This window comes from Fusobacterium mortiferum ATCC 9817 (assembly GCF_000158195.2).
GTDB classification, from domain to species: Bacteria; Fusobacteriota; Fusobacteriia; order Fusobacteriales; family Fusobacteriaceae; genus Fusobacterium_A; species Fusobacterium_A mortiferum.
The window spans coordinates 199,706-216,668 of sequence record NZ_GL987988.1; the positions used below are offsets into that span (position 1 = coordinate 199,706).

The 16,963-nt window shown below is 31.2% G+C and carries 14 protein-coding genes and 1 riboswitch; of the genes, 13 read left to right on the plus strand and 1 reads right to left on the minus strand.

Features of this window, described 5'->3' with window-relative positions; genetic code table 11:
• Positions 1-17: 17 nt before the first annotated feature.
• The gene (locus FMAG_RS02010) at positions 18-1,352 is read right to left on the minus strand and encodes a Na+/H+ antiporter NhaC family protein (RefSeq protein WP_005883563.1); all 1,335 of its coding nucleotides are present in this window, start codon (positions 1,350-1,352) and stop codon (positions 18-20) included.
• Between the two features lie 209 nt (positions 1,353-1,561).
• On the opposite strand from FMAG_RS02010, the gene megL reads away from it, so the two are divergent.
• The 13 genes from megL to FMAG_RS02075 all read left to right on the plus strand — a co-directional run bounded on the left by megL (position 1,562) and on the right by FMAG_RS02075 (position 16,720).
• Positions 1,562-2,743, plus strand: coding sequence for a methionine gamma-lyase (megL, locus tag FMAG_RS02015; RefSeq protein ID WP_005883566.1), 1,182 nt, complete (start codon positions 1,562-1,564; stop codon positions 2,741-2,743).
• A gap of 180 nt (positions 2,744-2,923) precedes the next feature.
• Positions 2,924-4,315 (plus strand): aminotransferase-like domain-containing protein, encoded by a 1,392-nt coding sequence (locus FMAG_RS02020; protein ID WP_005883568.1) that lies wholly within the window; start codon positions 2,924-2,926, stop codon positions 4,313-4,315.
• A gap of 33 nt (positions 4,316-4,348) precedes the next feature.
• A riboswitch (FMN riboswitch) is annotated at positions 4,349-4,477 on the plus strand.
• Positions 4,478-4,564: 87 nt separating this feature from the next.
• Positions 4,565-5,026, plus strand: a complete 462-nt coding sequence (ribH, locus tag FMAG_RS02025; RefSeq protein WP_005883570.1) for a 6,7-dimethyl-8-ribityllumazine synthase — start codon at positions 4,565-4,567, stop codon at positions 5,024-5,026.
• 2 nt (positions 5,027-5,028) lie between these two features.
• Complete coding sequence (ribD, locus tag FMAG_RS02030; RefSeq protein WP_005883572.1) at positions 5,029-6,105, plus strand: bifunctional diaminohydroxyphosphoribosylaminopyrimidine deaminase/5-amino-6-(5-phosphoribosylamino)uracil reductase RibD; 1,077 nt, start codon at positions 5,029-5,031, stop codon at positions 6,103-6,105.
• 15 nt (positions 6,106-6,120) lie between these two features.
• Positions 6,121-6,771 carry a riboflavin synthase gene (gene ribE / locus FMAG_RS02035; RefSeq protein WP_040493671.1) on the plus strand — a complete coding sequence of 217 codons (651 nt, stop codon included), beginning with the start codon at positions 6,121-6,123 and terminating at the stop codon, positions 6,769-6,771.
• Positions 6,772-6,785: 14 nt separating this feature from the next.
• Positions 6,786-7,982, plus strand: a complete 1,197-nt coding sequence (locus FMAG_RS02040; protein WP_005883577.1) for a bifunctional 3,4-dihydroxy-2-butanone-4-phosphate synthase/GTP cyclohydrolase II — start codon at positions 6,786-6,788, stop codon at positions 7,980-7,982.
• A gap of 225 nt (positions 7,983-8,207) precedes the next feature.
• Positions 8,208-10,184 carry a polysaccharide lyase family 8 super-sandwich domain-containing protein gene (locus tag FMAG_RS02045; RefSeq protein ID WP_005883579.1) on the plus strand — a complete coding sequence of 659 codons (1,977 nt, stop codon included), beginning with the start codon at positions 8,208-8,210 and terminating at the stop codon, positions 10,182-10,184.
• A gap of 200 nt (positions 10,185-10,384) precedes the next feature.
• Positions 10,385-11,158 (plus strand): 2-dehydro-3-deoxy-D-gluconate 5-dehydrogenase KduD, encoded by a 774-nt coding sequence (gene kduD, locus FMAG_RS02050; protein WP_005883581.1) that lies wholly within the window; start codon positions 10,385-10,387, stop codon positions 11,156-11,158.
• 45 nt (positions 11,159-11,203) lie between these two features.
• Positions 11,204-12,040 carry a 5-dehydro-4-deoxy-D-glucuronate isomerase gene (kduI, locus tag FMAG_RS02055; RefSeq protein ID WP_005883583.1) on the plus strand — a complete coding sequence of 279 codons (837 nt, stop codon included), beginning with the start codon at positions 11,204-11,206 and terminating at the stop codon, positions 12,038-12,040.
• Positions 12,041-12,200: 160 nt separating this feature from the next.
• Positions 12,201-13,331 carry an ABC transporter ATP-binding protein gene (locus FMAG_RS02060; protein WP_005883585.1) on the plus strand — a complete coding sequence of 377 codons (1,131 nt, stop codon included), beginning with the start codon at positions 12,201-12,203 and terminating at the stop codon, positions 13,329-13,331.
• A gap of 11 nt (positions 13,332-13,342) precedes the next feature.
• Positions 13,343-14,242: an ABC transporter permease gene (locus tag FMAG_RS02065; protein WP_005883586.1), complete on the plus strand. Its 900-nt coding sequence runs from the start codon at positions 13,343-13,345 to the stop codon at positions 14,240-14,242.
• An 11-nt stretch (positions 14,243-14,253) separates the two neighbouring features.
• Complete coding sequence (locus FMAG_RS02070; RefSeq protein WP_005883588.1) at positions 14,254-15,132, plus strand: carbohydrate ABC transporter permease; 879 nt, start codon at positions 14,254-14,256, stop codon at positions 15,130-15,132.
• Between the two features lie 25 nt (positions 15,133-15,157).
• Entirely contained in the window at positions 15,158-16,720 is a 1,563-nt protein-coding gene (locus tag FMAG_RS02075) for a type 2 periplasmic-binding domain-containing protein (RefSeq protein WP_005883590.1), read from the plus strand.
• Positions 16,721-16,963: the final 243 nt, after the last annotated feature.

The following is a 16,963-nucleotide window of genomic DNA, read 5'->3' on the forward strand; positions in this document are numbered from 1 at the left end:
AAAGCTTTTTGTTTTTATTATTTATTTTTCTTTCTATCTAGCCTATTGATTATTTTGTCATTGATTGAAAGAGCTATGAAAACTAGTGTAAAGATGAATAATAATCCTTGATACCAAAGTAGAGGTATAACATCTAATGGTGATACAGCTCCTGCTGTAAATCCTAAAAGGATTAGCATTTGAGCCCCGTAAGGGATAAGTCCTTGGAATATACAAGAGAAGATATCTAGTATAGCAGCACTTTCTCTTAAATCAACATCATATTTTTCACAGATTTTTTTAGCTATAGAACCATTTATAATGATAGCAACTGTATTGTTAGCAACTGCCATATCAGTTACAGCAACTAGGAATCCAACTCCAACTTTAGCTGTTTTAGGACCGATTATAAATTTTTGAATTTGTTCAATAAGCCATTGAACACCACCAGCTTTAGTAGTCATAGTAGCAAGTCCACCAGTAAGTAAAGATAATAAGAAAATTTCATTCATTCCCATAAATCCATTGTATATCTCTTTCGAAAATGTTAAGAAAGTAAAATCTCCATATATAAAACCTATAACTCCTGATAAGATTATTCCAGATGTCAATACTACGAAAACATTTATACCTACAATAGCTAATACAAGAACAGCTATATAAGGAAGAACTTTTAAGAAATTATATGAAAGAACTTCTACATCAGGAATACTTTCTGGACGTCCAAAAAGCAAAAGTAATATAACAGTTACTATAGCAGCAGGAGCAGCGATGTATAAGTTAACTCTAAATTTATCTCTCATCTCTACTCCTTGAGTTTTTGTAGCAGCAATAGTAGTATCTGAAATAACAGAAAGATTATCTCCAAACATAGAACCACCCATAACTGCTGCTAATATAAGAGGCATAGGTACTCCACTTTTTTCAGCAAGTCCAACGGCAATAGGAGTAATAGCTACAATAGAACCTACAGAAGCACCAGTAGCAGTTGAGATAAAAGCAGCTATTATAAATAAACCAGCAGCTATATAATGAGCTGGAATATAAGTAAGTCCGAAATTAACAGTTGCATCTACTCCACCCATAGCTTTTGAAACAGTGGCAAAAGCTCCAGCTAAAAGATAGATTATACACATAGTAATAATGTCTTGATGACCGCAACCTTCAAGGAAACTATTAAATTTTTCATTTATAGTCCCTTTAAACATAATAAAGGCAACTATTATTCCTACAAAGATAGCAACTGGAGAAGGAAGCTGATAGAAAGCCATCTCTACTCCTTGAGATTGTAAAAATATTCCTGTTCCTAAATAGATGATAACAAAGATTAACAGAGGTATTAAACCAGTAAAACTAGATTTTTTATTTTCCATATTTTCCTCCTAATAATTTTAAGTTATGTTGTTTACCCTATATAATAAGTGTAATTTATTTATACAAAAAAATCAAGTATAGTATTATTTTTAGTGTCTTAAGACACTTTGTTTCTAAGAGTGTTGACTTTGCAAAAAAAATAAATTACACTTTTATCAAGAAGAATAAAGAGCGAAAGATTAAGATAAATTTAGGGAGGTTATTAATTATGAAAAAAGGTATAGGAACTATGAGTATTCATACAGGGAATCATAAAAATCCATTTGGAGCTTTAGCAGTACCAATTTATCAAACTTCAACATTTGTATTTGATTCAGCTGAGCAAGGTGGAAAGAGATTCGCACTAGAAGAGGAAGGATATATTTATTCAAGATTAGGAAACCCTACAACTGCAGTATTTGAAGAGAAAATAGCAGCACTAGAGGGAGGAGAAGCAGCAGTTGCAACATCTTCAGGAATAGGAGCTATTACTTCTACTTTATGGACACTTTTAAAAGCTGGGGACCATGTAATAGCAGATAAAACTCTATATGGATGTACATTTGCTTACTTAAACCATGGTGTAGCAAAATTTGGTGTAGAGGTTGACTTTATAGATACTTCTGATTTAGAGCTAGTAAGAAAAACTATGAAATCTAATACAAGAGTAGTATATTTAGAGACTCCTGCTAACCCTAATATGAAAGTGGTAGATATTAAAGCAGTGGCAGAAATAGCACATACTAATCCAAATACTTTAGTAGTAGTAGATAATACATTTGCTACTCCATTCTGCCAAAGACCATTAGAACTTGGTTGTGATGTGGTTGTTCACTCAGTAACTAAATATTTAAATGGGCATGGGGATGTAATAGCAGGGGTAGTTATAAGTAAAAAAGAGATAATAGACCAAGTAAGACTTGTAGGTGTAAAAGATATGACTGGTTCTGTACTAGGACCTACTGAAGCTTTCTATATAATAAGAGGTATGAAAACTTTTGAACTAAGAATGAGAAGACACTGTGAAAACGCTATGAAAGTAGCTGAATATTTAGAGGCTCATGACAAGATTGAAAAAGTTTATTATCCAGGATTAAAATCTCATGATGGATATGAAGTAGCATCTAAGCAAATGGATGCATTTGGTGGAATACTAGCTTTTGAATTAAAAGGTGGATTTGAAGCTGGTAAAACATTACTTAATAATGTAAAAATGGCAGCTTTAGCAGTATCTTTAGGAGATGCTGAAACTCTTATTCAACATCCTGCTTCTATGACTCACTCTCCATATACTAAAGAGGAAAGATTAGCAGCTGGAATTACAGATGGTCTTGTAAGATTATCAGTAGGACTTGAAAATATAGAGGATATAATAGCAGACTTAGAATATGGATTAGCTCAAATAAAATAAGAAAAAATTAAAATAAATATTTCTTATTCCATAGTGTCCCTTATAAGAAAAAACCAAAAGCCAAGAGTGATGAAAGTCATTCTTGGCTTTTATAATATACATTTCTTTCTCTTTATCTTCTAAAAAAAATGTTATATAATTTAAATAGGGGGATATTAAAATTAAAAAAGAGGAAAAAATATGGAAAAGAAAGTAGGAAGTTATCTAGAATTATATGATATTTTGAAAAGTGAAATAATTTTAAAAAAGATGAAAGTGAATTCAAAATTTCCATCAATAAGGCAGATAAGTGGTAAGTATGGTTGTAATAGTAATACAGTATTGAGAGTATATAAGCTTTTAGAAGAAAATGGGTATATTTATTCTATCAAGGGAAAAGGTTCTTTTGTGAAAGCTAACTATGATATCTCTATTGATGAAAAGGTTTTTCCTTTGATTGAAAATTTTCGTTATGGTCAAAATGTAAAAAAATATTCAATAAATTTTTCTAATGGGACTCCATCTAAAAATCTATTTCCTGTGGATAGTTATAGAAAATATATAGAAAGAGCCTTCAATGAAAAGGGAAGTTACCTTTTAGGTTATCAAGATGTCCAAGGATTAGAGAGTTTAAGGGAGGCTATAGCTGAGTATATAGAAAAATATGATATTTTTGTAAACTCAGATGATATATTTATAACATCAGGAACTCAGCAATCGCTAGCTGTTATAATGAAAGCTTTTGGATACTCTCCTAAAAAAACTGTGGTAATATCTGATCCAAGTTATCCAAATGCTTTAAATTTTTTAGAGGATATGTGTAACGTTAGAACTATGGATTTACAAAAAGATGGTTGGGATATGTCAGAGTTTAAAGAGTTGTTACAAAAAGAGAAGGTTGATTTTGTATATGAAACTTTTAATTTTCAAAATCCTACTGGTGTAATCTGGAGTGAAAAAAAGAAAAAAGAGTTATTAGAATTGGCTAAAGATTATCATTTTTATATAATTGAAGATGATTGCTTTGCTGATTTTTCTTACAAGGACAGAGTTTCATCTTTGAAGAGTATGGATAGAGTAGGAGAGGAGAGAGTAATCTATTTAAAAACTTCTTCTAAGGTATTGATGCCAGGAATAAATAGTGCTTTTGTAATTCCACCTAAAAAATTTATGGATAAATTTATAATAGCTAAATATGGATTAGATCCTAATACCTCTGGATTAAATCAAAAGGTATTGGAATATTTTATAAAAGAAAAAGAGTTAGATAGACATATAAGAGAGATAAAGGGAATTTTAAAAGAGCAATTAAAAGTGATGTTAGAAGAGTTAAAAAAAATTCCTGATATTGAAGTTATGAATATTCCTAAGGGTGGTTTTTTTCTTTGGGTAAAACTGCCAGAACACATAGATGGAGAGTATTTTTATTATAAATGTAAGATGAATGGAGTATCTATTCTACCAGGAACTATCTTCTATAACAATAAAAAAGAGTGTAATAAAATTAGATTGAGCTTTTTAACTAATAATAAGGAGGAGATAGTAAAAGGTGTAGAGATAATGAAAAAAATAATTATTGACAAAATGGAATAATAAGACTATACTTAATTTATAGAGAATAAAAATATTTATCTTCAGGGCAGGGTGAGTGAAAACAATTCCCGACCGGTGGTTATAGTCCACGAGAGTTTGTAAAAACTCTGATTTGGTGAAATTCCAAAACCGACAGTAAAGTCTGGATGGAAGAAGAAAAGATATCTGCAAAGAAATCTTATACTTTTTTTATATGCCCAGAGAGAATCTGGGCTTTTTATTTGTCCTGAGAAATCAAGGAGGAAGAAAATGAAAGTATTACAAGGAAAATTTACAGGGAGAGAATTAAGAATAGGTATAGTAGCAGCTAGATTTAATGAGTTTATTACTTCTAAGCTTATAGGTGGAGCAGAAGATGCACTATTAAGACATGAAGTAGAAGCTGATAATATAGATTTAGCATGGGTACCTGGAGCTTTTGAAATTCCACTTGTAGCAAAAAGAATGGCAGAATCAGGAAAGTATGATGCAATTATTACTCTAGGAGCAGTAATAAAAGGATCAACTCCACACTTTGATTATGTGTGTGCAGAAGTATCAAAAGGAGTGGCAACAGTTAGCTTAAATAGCAATATCCCAGTAATATTTGGAGTATTAACTACAAATAGTATTGAGGAAGCTATTGAAAGAGCTGGTACTAAAGCTGGAAATAAAGGTTTTGATGCAGCAGTTACAGCTTTAGAAATGGTAAACTTACTAAAGGGGATGTAATTATGGATAAGAAGTACATGGCAAGAGCTCTTGAATTAGCAGCTCTTGGAGAGGGATCTGTAAATCCAAATCCTTTGGTAGGAGCTGTAGTGGTAAAAGATGGAGTAGTAGTAGGGGAGGGATATCATAAAAAATATGGTGGACCTCATGCAGAGGTATTTGCTTTAGAGATGGCTGGAGAAAAAGCTTATGGAGCAGACATCTATGTAACACTAGAGCCATGTTCACACTATGGAAAAACTCCACCATGTGCTAAGAAGATAATAGAGATGGGTATCAAGAGATGTATAGTTGCCTCTCTTGACCCTAATCCTTTAGTATCAGGAAGAGGAATAAAGATGCTCCAAGATGCTGGAATAGAAGTAGTTACTGGAGTAATGGAGAGAGAAGCTAAAGAACTCAATAGAGTTTTTATGAAATATATATCAGAAAAAAAATCTTATCTTTTTTTAAAGTGTGGAATTACACTTGATGGAAAGATAGCTACTAAAACAGGAAATTCTAAATGGATAACAAATGAGTTAGCTAGGGAGAAAGTACAGAGATTAAGAAATAGATATATGGGGATAATGGTAGGAATAAATACAGTATTAAAAGATGATCCTAGTTTAACAGCTAGAATAGAAAATGGAAGAGACCCATATAGAATAGTTATTGACCCTAAACTAGAGATACCACTAGAAAGTAAAATTGTAAATTTTGAAGATGGAAAGAGTGTTATTATCACTTCACAGGAGAATAGGGAGAGTGAAAAGATAAAGATACTAGAGGAAAAAAGAGTAAGAGTGGAATATTTAGAAGGGGATGAATTTGAAGTCTCTGAAATATTAAAGAAGACTGGAGAGCTAGGAATAGATGGAATAATTTTAGAAGGTGGAAGTTATCTTATCTCTAAGGCTTTTAAAGAGAATGCAATAGATGGTGGAGAGATATTTATAGCTCCCAAAATATTAGGAGATAGCGAAGCTATATCATTTGTAAGAGGATTTTCTGTTGAAAATATAGCAGATGGATTTGAATTAAAAAACGTAAAGATAAATAGCTATGGAAACAATGTATCTATGGAGTTTTACAAGTAGAGAGGAGTGAGTGCTATTTTTACAGGATTAGTAGAAGAGATGGGAGAAGTTATAGCTATTGAAAATGGTGAAAAATCTCTAAAACTTAAGATAAAATGTAAAAAAGTATTAGAGGGAGCAAAGTTAGGAGATAGTATAGCAACTAATGGAACTTGTCTTACAGCTACAGAGTTAGGAAATAATTTCTTTACTGCAGATTGTATGTATGAAACAGTAAAGAGAACTAACCTTAAAAGATTAAAGGTTGGAGATAGAGTAAATTTAGAAAAGTCAATAACTCTAGCTACTCCATTGGGAGGGCATCTAGTAACAGGGGATGTGGATTGTGAAGGAAAAGTAGTAGCAATTACTCCAGAGGGAATAGCTAAGATATATGAGATAGAGATAGATAGAAAATATATGAAATATATAGTTGAAAAGGGAAGAGTTACCCTTGATGGTGCTAGTCTTACTGTAATGAAGCTAGGAGATACTACTTTTGGAGTTTCTTTAATACCTCATACACAGGAGATGATAACTCTTGGAAAAAGAAGAGTTGGAGATTATATAAATGTAGAGACAGACTTGATAGGAAAATATATAGAGAGATTTATGAAATTTCAAGATGAGCCTTCTGAAAAAAAAGAGGGAATTACTATGGAGTTTCTTATGAAAAATGGATTTTAGAGGAGTGAAAAATAATGCTAGATAGAATAGAAGATGCTCTTGAAGATTTAAGGGCTGGAAAAGTAATAATAGTAGTAGATGATGAGGACAGAGAAAACGAAGGAGATTTTATTTGTGCTGCAGAGTTTGCTACTCCAGAAAATATTAATCTTATGGCAACAGTAGGAAAAGGATTAATCTGCATGCCTATGACAGAGGAATATGCTAAGAAATTGGCTCTACCTCCAATGTGTTATGACAATACTGATAATCATTGTACAGCTTTTACTGTATCAATAGATCATGTGGATACTACAACAGGAATATCTGCTTATGAGCGTTCGTTGACAGCTATGAAAGCTTTGGATGAAAATGTAAAGCCTTATGAATTTAGAAGACCAGGACATATGTTTCCATTAGTAGCTAAAAAAGGTGGAGTAATAGTAAGAAATGGACATACAGAAGCAACTGTAGATTTAATGAGATTAGCAGGATTAAAGGAAATGGGACTTTGTTGTGAAATCATGAAAGAAGATGGAACTATGGCTAGATTTGATGATTTACAATTACTTGCTAAAGAGTTGGATATGAAGATGATATCTATTGAGGATTTACAAAAATATATCAAGATGAATGAGCAACTTATGACTGTAAGTGTAAGAGCTAAGATGCCTACTGGCTCAGGAGTATTTGAGATAGTAGGATTTGAAAATAATCTAGATGGAAAAGAGCACATAGCTCTAGTAAAAGGAGATGTAGCTGGGAAAGAAGATGTTTTAGTGAGATTACACTCTGAGTGCTTTACAGGAGATATTTTAGGTTCATTAAGATGTGATTGTGGTTCTCAATTAAAAAGAGCTATGAGAAGAGTGGATGAAGAGGGAGAAGGAGTAGTTCTTTATCTAAGACAAGAGGGAAGAGGAATAGGACTTTTAAATAAATTGAAAGCTTATACACTTCAAGATCAGGGTGCAGATACAGTAGAGGCAAATGTAGCACTAGGATTTGATCCTGATATGAGAGATTATGCAGTAGCTGTTCAAATGTTAAAAGCTCTTGGAGTAAAATCTGTAAGAGTAATGACTAATAATCCTGCTAAGATAGAGGCTCTTGAGGATTATGGAATGAAAGTAACAGGAAGAGAAGCTATTGAGACAGGATTTAATGAGACTAATGAAAAGTATATGAAAACTAAAAAAGAAAAAATGAGACATATGCTAACAAAAATTTAAAAAGAACATAAAAGAGAGTGTTATAATTAAAGAACTAAAAAAATCAAGAGTGACTTTCGTTTAGAGATGAAAGTTATTCTTGATTTTTTATATTGAAGAATTTTAGTTTTAGATTTAAAAAATTGTAATATCTTTATATGCAAAATTCTATAAGGAAATATGAGGATTGTATATTTTTAATAAAAATGGTACAACTGAGATAAAAATATAGTAATGGAGGAGAGTATGAGTGAATATTGCTTAATGATAGATAAAAGAAAAAAATATTTAATAGGGGAAGGGGAAGTAACTAAAGAGATTTTAGAAGAGTTAGATAGAAATGGAAGAAAAATAGTAGAAAAATTAGAGGAAATTTTAGAAAAAGATGGATATTTAGAGTATAGAGATAATATTGTAGTAATAAAAGAGCTGTATGGAGATATTTTAAGTTTAGCTAAAGTCTATAAAACAGAGGGAACTATCTATTATAATGATGAGAGAATACTAGAGTTAATAAAGAATAGTTTAATTTTATTTGAAAAGGAATATTACAATATAGAATGTAGAGAGCATACTAATTGGTGGCAATGGGAGATAGGTATACCTCTAATTTTAAATAATATATTTTCACTTCTTTATAAAGAGCTACCAAGAGAGATAATATTAAAGAATCTTAAAACAAGTAGATATTTTCAGCCAGATGCAAGATATTCTGGAAATAATCCAGTGGCAATTCATCCAAGTGGAAATCCCTTAAGATTATCAAGTGGGGGGAATAGAACAGATACTGTAAAAATATCTTTTTTTAGAGGAATGATCTTAGGAGACGAGGAGGAGATAAAAAAATCTTTAGAAGCCTTAGAAGATGTATGGAAATATAAAGATGATGATATAGATGGAGAGAATGATGGTTTCTATAGGGATGGATCATTTATTCAACATGGATCAATTCCTTATGCTGGTGGTTATGGAGAGGTTTTGCTAACAGGATTAGGAGAGATTTTCTATAATATAAAGGATACAAAATTCTCTAAATATATCAAAGGATTAGAAAATTTGTATGAGATAATTTTTAATTCTTTTGAACCATTTTTCTATAATGGGAGATTTACAGATATGTTATCTGGAAGAGGGATAACTCGTGAAAATAATAGTGATAAAGTCATTGGACACAGAATATTAAATGATATTCTACTTATAAGTGGAGCTTTTGTTGGAGAACAAAGAGAGAAGATAGAAAATTTTGTAAAAAGAGAGGTTGAGAAATATGGAGGAGAAAGATATCTAGCGGAAGAAAAAAATCCATTTATGTATCAGCTGTTGAAAGAACTATTAGAAGAGGAGAAAAAAGTAGAGTATAGAAATAGTATAAAAGTAACTAATAGAATGAATAGAGTTATGAAAAGAGAGGAAGAGTTTGCTGTAGGAATAGCTATGCACTCTTATAATGTAGGAAACTATGAGACTATGAATGGAGAAAATCTAAGAGGTTGGTATACAGGCGATGGTGCTTATTATCTTTACGATAAAGATATAGATGGATATGATGAATATTGGAAAAATGTGGATATGTATTTTATTCCTGGAACTACTGAGATAAAAGGGAATATGGAAGGAGTAGATGCTCAAAGAAACTCTGAAACAAAATTTATAGAAATTAGAAAAGTAGGGGGAGTATCTTTAGATAGTACAGGAATAGCAATAATGGATTTTTTAAATTGGAATGAGAAGTTAAAAAGTAGAAAGATATGGTTTTTCTTACAAGGAAAGACAGTGTTTATAGAGGATAAAATAGAGAGTGATAGGGAGATATATACTACTCTGTTTAATAAAAAGTATTTAAAGTTACCAAAAATATTTTTAGATGGGAATATAAATGAAGAGGAGTTAATAGAAAAATCTGTTAAAGAGATAGTGATAGAAGAATGGAAATTAAAATTCTTTAGAGAAGAAAGAGTAAAAGTAGAGATAGAAGAGAGAGGAAAATATTATTTTGTTAAAATTTGGAAGGAGTATGAGAGAAAAGAGAAAGGAATAATTTGGGAATTAATAAATTTAAAAAGTGAAGTTATAGATGAAATATTAAAGTTAAAAATAGAAGAGGAGCTTTATCAACTTGAAACAGATAAATATATGTATAAAATATTGTGGAATAAGAATGATGTTTGTACTATTGAGAATAAAGCAGAGCATAGAAGTGGAAAAATGACAATAGAAAATTGAATATAAAAATAGAGTAGAAAAGTATAAGAGAAATATATAGAAATTAGTAGAAAAATGAAGATATAAAAATGAAGATTTACAATTATAATTTATTGTGAGATAATCAAGGCACAACAGAGGTAATATGGTTTAATGAAAAGTTTGTTTGAAAAATATTAAAATAAACTAAAAACATTAAAAATTATAGGAGGTAATTGGTTATGTTAAATAGTTTTAACATGGATTTCTTTTCTTTAAAAGGAAAAGTGGCAATAGTAACAGGAGGAAATACTGGACTAGGACAAGCTTATGTTGTAGCACTAGCTAAAGCAGGGGCAGATCTGTTTGTAGTAACTTACGATAGAGCTTGGGATGAAACAAGAGCTATGGTAGAGGCTGAAGGAAGAAGAATAGAGTTCTTCCAAGCAGATTTAACAGACAGAGCACAAATAGATAAAGTAATTTCAGCATGTGTAGAGACATATGGAAAAATAGATATATTAGTAAATAATGCAGGAACAATAAGAAGAGCTCCACTATTAGAGTACAAAGATGAAGATTGGAAAGCAGTAATGGATATCAACTTAAATTCAGTATACTTCTTAAGCCAAGCAGCAGCAAAAGTAATGGTAGCACAAGGTTCAGGAAAGATAATCAACATAGCATCAATGTTATCATTCCAAGGAGGAAAATTTGTACCACCTTACACAGCAAGTAAACATGGAGTAGCAGGAATAACAAAAGCATTTGCTAATGAATTAGCAGCACACAATATCCAAATCAATGCAATAGCACCAGGATATATCAAAACAGCAAATACAGCACCAATAAGAGCAGATGAAAAGAGAAATGCAGAGATACTAAGTAGAATACCAGCAGAGAGATGGGCAGATCCATTTGATTTAATGGGAGCAGTAGTATTCTTAGCAAGTAAAGCATCAGATTATGTAAATGGACACATCTTAGCAGTAGATGGTGGATGGTTAGTAAGATAATAATTACCAATTATAGAATAGAGAAGATATTAGGAGGAAATATAAATGAAATTAGATGTAAGATATGCAAATCACCCAGAGGATTCAAAACGTTATACAACTGAGGAGTTAAGAAAACATTATTTTATAGGAACAATATTTGAAGCTGATGAAGCAGCACTAACTTACTCTCATGTAGATAGAATAATAGCAGGAGGAATAATGCCTGTAACTAAAGAGGTAAGATTAGAGGGAAGTAAAGAGTTAGGATCTGAATACTTCTTAGAGAGAAGAGAATTAGGAGTAATCAACATAGGTGGAGCAGGAAAAATAATAGTAGATGGAGTAGAGTATAAAATGAATCCAAAAGATGGATTATATGTAGGAATGGGTTCAAAAGAGTTAGTATTTATCTCTGAAGATGCTAATAATCCAGCAAAATTCTATGTAAACTCAGCACCAGCACACATGACATATCCAATAGTAAAAATAGATATTGAGAAAGCTAACCCAGTAAAATTAGGAAGCTTAGCAACATCAAATGAGAGAACAATATATCAATATGTACACCCAGCAGTATGTAAATCTTGTCAATTACTAATGGGAATGACAGTATTAGAGCCAAATAACATGTGGAATACAATGCCTTGTCATACACATGAGAGAAGAATGGAAGTATACTTCTACTTCAACATGCAACCAGAAACAAGAGTATTCCATTTAATGGGAGAGCCACAAGAGACAAGACACATAGTAGTAGGAAATGAGCAAGGAGTAATATCACCATCTTGGTCAATTCACTCGGGAGTAGGAACAAGTAACTACACATTTATCTGGGGAATGGTAGGAGAGAACCAAACATTTACAGATATGGACCATGTAGCAATGGAAGATTTAAGATAATAAAATAGTTAATTACTAAGAAGGAGGGAACCTATTTTCACCCATACACCACTCTTTTCCCTCCTTTTATTAATTTTTATTTTTTAATGAATACTTAATGTTTTAAGTATTTATTAAAGGGTAAAAGATTGATATTTGATAAAAAAGTTGGAGGAAAATAATGGCAGAAGTAATATTAAAAAAAGTAGAAAAACAATATCCTAATGGGTTTAAAGCTGTACATGGGATAGATTTAGATATTAAAGACGGGGAGTTTATGGTTTTTGTTGGTCCATCTGGTTGTGCTAAATCTACTACTCTTAGAATGATAGCTGGTCTTGAAGAGATTACTGGTGGAGAGATTTGGATTGGAGATAAGTTAGTTAATGATTTACCACCAAAAGATAGAGGAATTGCAATGGTATTCCAAAACTATGCTCTGTATCCTCATATGACTGTATATGATAATATGGCATTTGGACTTAAGATGGCTAAAGTACCAAAAGATGAGATAGATAGAAGAGTTAGAGAAGCAGCAGAAAAATTAGAGATAACTCAATTATTAGATAGAAAACCAAAGGAGATGTCTGGAGGACAAAGACAAAGGGTAGCAGTTGGAAGAGCTATTGTAAGAAAACCAGATGTATTCCTATTTGATGAACCACTATCTAACCTAGATGCAAAATTAAGAGTATCAATGAGAGTAAAGATAACTCAACTACATAAGCAATTAAAAGCTGAGGGACAAACAGCTACAATGATATATGTAACACATGACCAAGTAGAAGCAATGACAATGGGAGATAGAATCTGTGTATTAAACTATGGAAAGATAATGCAAGTAGATACACCGTTAAATCTATATCATAAACCAGCAAATAAATTTGTTGCAGGATTTATAGGTTCACCAGCAATGAACTTTGTGGAGGGAGCAATAGAGGAAAATGAAAATGGAGTAATCTTCATGTTTGGACAAGGAAGATATGTAGTACTACCAGAGGATATGGGAGAAAAGGTAAAATCATATATAGGTAAAAAAGTAGTACTAGGAATAAGACCAGAGAATATAGGAAATAAGGTAACACACCCAGAGGGAGAGAAGATAAATTTCTTAAAAGGAGATGTAAGTATAGTAGAGCATATGGGAAATGAAGAGTATATCTACTTCAACATAGACGGAAATGAATTTACATCAAGAATAGAAGCAAGAAAGAGTGAAAATGTAAAATATGGAGAAGTAGGGGAGTTTTACTTCAACATAAAGAGAGCTCATATATTTGATATAGAAACTGAAGAGAATATCACTTTATAACTGGAGGTAGTATGAAAGTAAAATTTAATAGAGATCAAAAAATGTTATATTTAATACTACTACCATTTATAATATGGTATGCAGTATTTATGTTTAAGCCTATGTATGGAATGGTAATAGCTTTTAAAGATTATAGTTTGTTTAGAGGAATATCTGGAAGTGAGTGGGTAGGACTTAAGAACTTTAAAGATTTTTTAACAAGCCCAGAATTCTATGTTACTTTAAAAAATACATTGATGTTAAATGTATATAGCTTACTATTAGAATTTCCTTTTGCTATTTTATTAGCTTTAATGTTAAACGAGGTAAAGAACAAATATTTTAAAACAATAGTTCAAACAGCTTCGTTTATTCCTTACTTTATAGCAATAGTTGTAGCAACAGGGATAACAGTTAATATTTTATCTCCAAGTACTGGAGTAGTAAATGTTTTCTTAGAAAAATTAGGATTTGAAAGAGTATATTTTTTAGCTAAACCAGAATTTTTTAGAGGGATATTTACAGGACTTAATATGTGGAAGACAGCTGGATTTAATGCTGTAATATATTTAGCGGCACTAACAGCTGTAGATGAACAACTTTATGAAGCAGCAAAAATTGATGGAGCAAATAAATTTCAACAATTAAGACATATAACAATACCAGCAATAATTCCTACAATAGTTGTAATGTTAGTATTAAAAGTAGGAAGTATGCTAAATGTAGCTTTTGAAACAGTGTTATTACTTTATCAACCAGCAACATATGAAACAGCAGATGTAATTAGTACTTATGTATATAGAACAGGAATGTTGATGCAAGACTTTGGACTTGCAACAGCAGTTGGGTTATTCAATGCAGTAGTAGGGTTTATTTTAGTATATAGTGCAAATAGATGGAGTAAAAAAGTTACTCAATCGAGTTTATGGTAGGAGGAAAAAAGATGAAAATAAAAATGGGAACAGATGAAAAAATCTTTTATACAGTAAATTATATACTTCTTACTATATTCGCAATAATGTTTTTATATCCAATAGTTTATGTATTTTCAGCAGCAGTAAGCAATCCATATCTTGTAGAGACAGGATCAGTGGTACTTTTTCCAAAAGGATTTAATTTAAATTCTTTTAAAAGTGCTATGGAGTTAACAGGGATGTGGAGAGCTTATGGAAACTCAATATTTATAACAGCAGTGGGAACAGTAGTGAGCATGGTATTTACTATAAGTGGAGCCTATGTTTTATCAAAACCAGAGCTGAAATTTAGAAAGTTTTGGACATTTATGGTAATAGTAACTATGTGGTTTGATCCAGGAATGATACCTAAATATTTAAACTTTAGAGATTTAGGATTGATAGATAGTTACACAGGAGTAATTTTAGGATTTGCAATAAATACATTTAATGTTATAATTTTAAAGTCATTCTTTGAAGCAGTGCCAAAATCATTAGAAGAAGCAGCAAGAATAGATGGAGCTTCACAATTTCAAATAATGACAAAGATATATCTACCTCTATCAGTATCAGCATTGACAACAGTTTCTTTATTCTATGCTGTTTCAAGATGGAATGGATATTTCTGGACAATGGTACTTTTAATAGATGATAAGAAAGCACCATTACAAGTTTTCTTAAAAAAATTAATAGTAGAAAAGAACATGGCTGGAGAAGCAAGTCAAATGATAACAGCACAAAGTTTGACATCTCCACAGACAATCATATATGCTGTGATAGCTCTATCATTAATACCGATATTTATAGTATATCCATTTATACAAAAATTCTTTAGAAAAGGGGTTACATTAGGAGCGGTAAAAGAATAAGTTTAGGGAAAGAGTAGGAGGAACTATGTTAAAAAAAATATTATTAGGGGTAGTTGCAATATTAGCTCTTATAGGATGTGGAGAAGAAAAAGAGGAGAAAGTAACAGGACCAGTTAAAAAATTAGAAGGGTCAGTTATTACAGAAAAACATAAAGAATTTACAGTATTTGCAATATTTCAAGGAAAGGCTTTTGATTCTGAATTGCCAGTATTTAAAAAAGCTGAAGATATGACAAATGTAAAAATGGTAGGAGTAGCATCAAAAAATCAAAGTGATGAAGTACAAGCCTTTAACTTGATGTTATCATCAGGAAATTTACCAGATGTAATAGCTTATGAATTGACACCAGATTTAGAAAAATTAGGAATAGATGGAGGATTAATTCCGTTAGAAGATTTAATAAAGGAACATGCTCCAAATATTACAAAATTTTGGGAAGAGAATCCTCAATATAAAAAGGATGCTGTAGCAGTAGATGGACATATCTATATGATACCTAACTATAATGATGTTAAAAATTTAAGTTTAACTCAACAATACTATATAAGAAAAGATTGGTTAGAAAAATTAGGATTAGAAGAACCTAAAACAGTTGATGAGCTATATAATGTATTAGTAACATTTAGAGATAAAGACCCAAATGGAAATGGGAAAAAAGATGAAGTACCTATTTTTATTAGAGGAAATGTAGTAAGAAAGATATTACTACCATTAACAGATATATTTAAGGCACAAGCAGTGTGGTATGCAGATAATGGAACACCAAAATTTGGACCTGCAGAACCAGAATGGAAAGATGCTATGATAAATTTAGCAAAATGGTATAGAGAGGGATTAATAGACCAAGAGGTATTTACAAGAGGAATGACTTCAAGAGACTATATGTTAAGTAATGACTTAGGTGGATTTACTAATGACTGGCCAAGTGCTGGAACATATAATGAAAGTTTGTCAAAAACAATACCTGGTTTTGATTTTTCAGTAATGTTACCACCAGAGTATAAAGGAAATAATAAAACATTCTTTGCAAGACCTAACTATATGGGAGCTTGGGGAATTACAATAGCTGCTAAAGATCCAGTAACAATAGTTAAATACTTCGATTTCTGGTATTCAGAAGAGGGAAGAAGATTATGGAACTTTGGAATTGAGGGAGAAGATTATACAATAATTGATGGGAAACCTCAGTTTACTGATAAAATTTTAAAAGATCCTAATGGAAAAAATCCAGTAGCAGCGATTAGAGAAACTGGAGCTCAATATAGATTGGGAATGTTCCAAGATGCAGAGGCTGAAAAGCAAACATCTGGAGAAGCTGCATTAAAAGCAGTAGACCTATATGTAAAAAATAATGTAGTTGATCTACCAATGCCACAGTTAAAATATACAAAAGATGAGCTGAAAGAGTTCTTAAAAATAGAAGCTCAACTTCGTTCTGTGTCAGAAGAGATGGGACAAAAATGGATATTAGGTGTATCAGATGTAGAAAAAGATTGGGATAGCTATATAGAGAGATTAAATTCTTTAGGATTAAAGAGAGCTCAAGAAATCCAAAAAAATGCATATGATAGATTTATGAAAAATTAAAATTGTTAACCAATACCTCTTAATATAAAAGGATTACTGTATCTTAATGATATGGTAGTTCTTTTTAATTTAAAATAAATAGAAATTGCTTGTATAATTTTTGAAAAATAAAAGTTAAAATTATAGTGAACGTACCTGATAAAGTTCATAAAAATGCAGTTAGTCTGTGATTGAAAGATTTATTTAGGGAAAAATTTGGAGAAAAATAAAAAAAGAAATAGAAGAAAATGAAATAATAGGAAG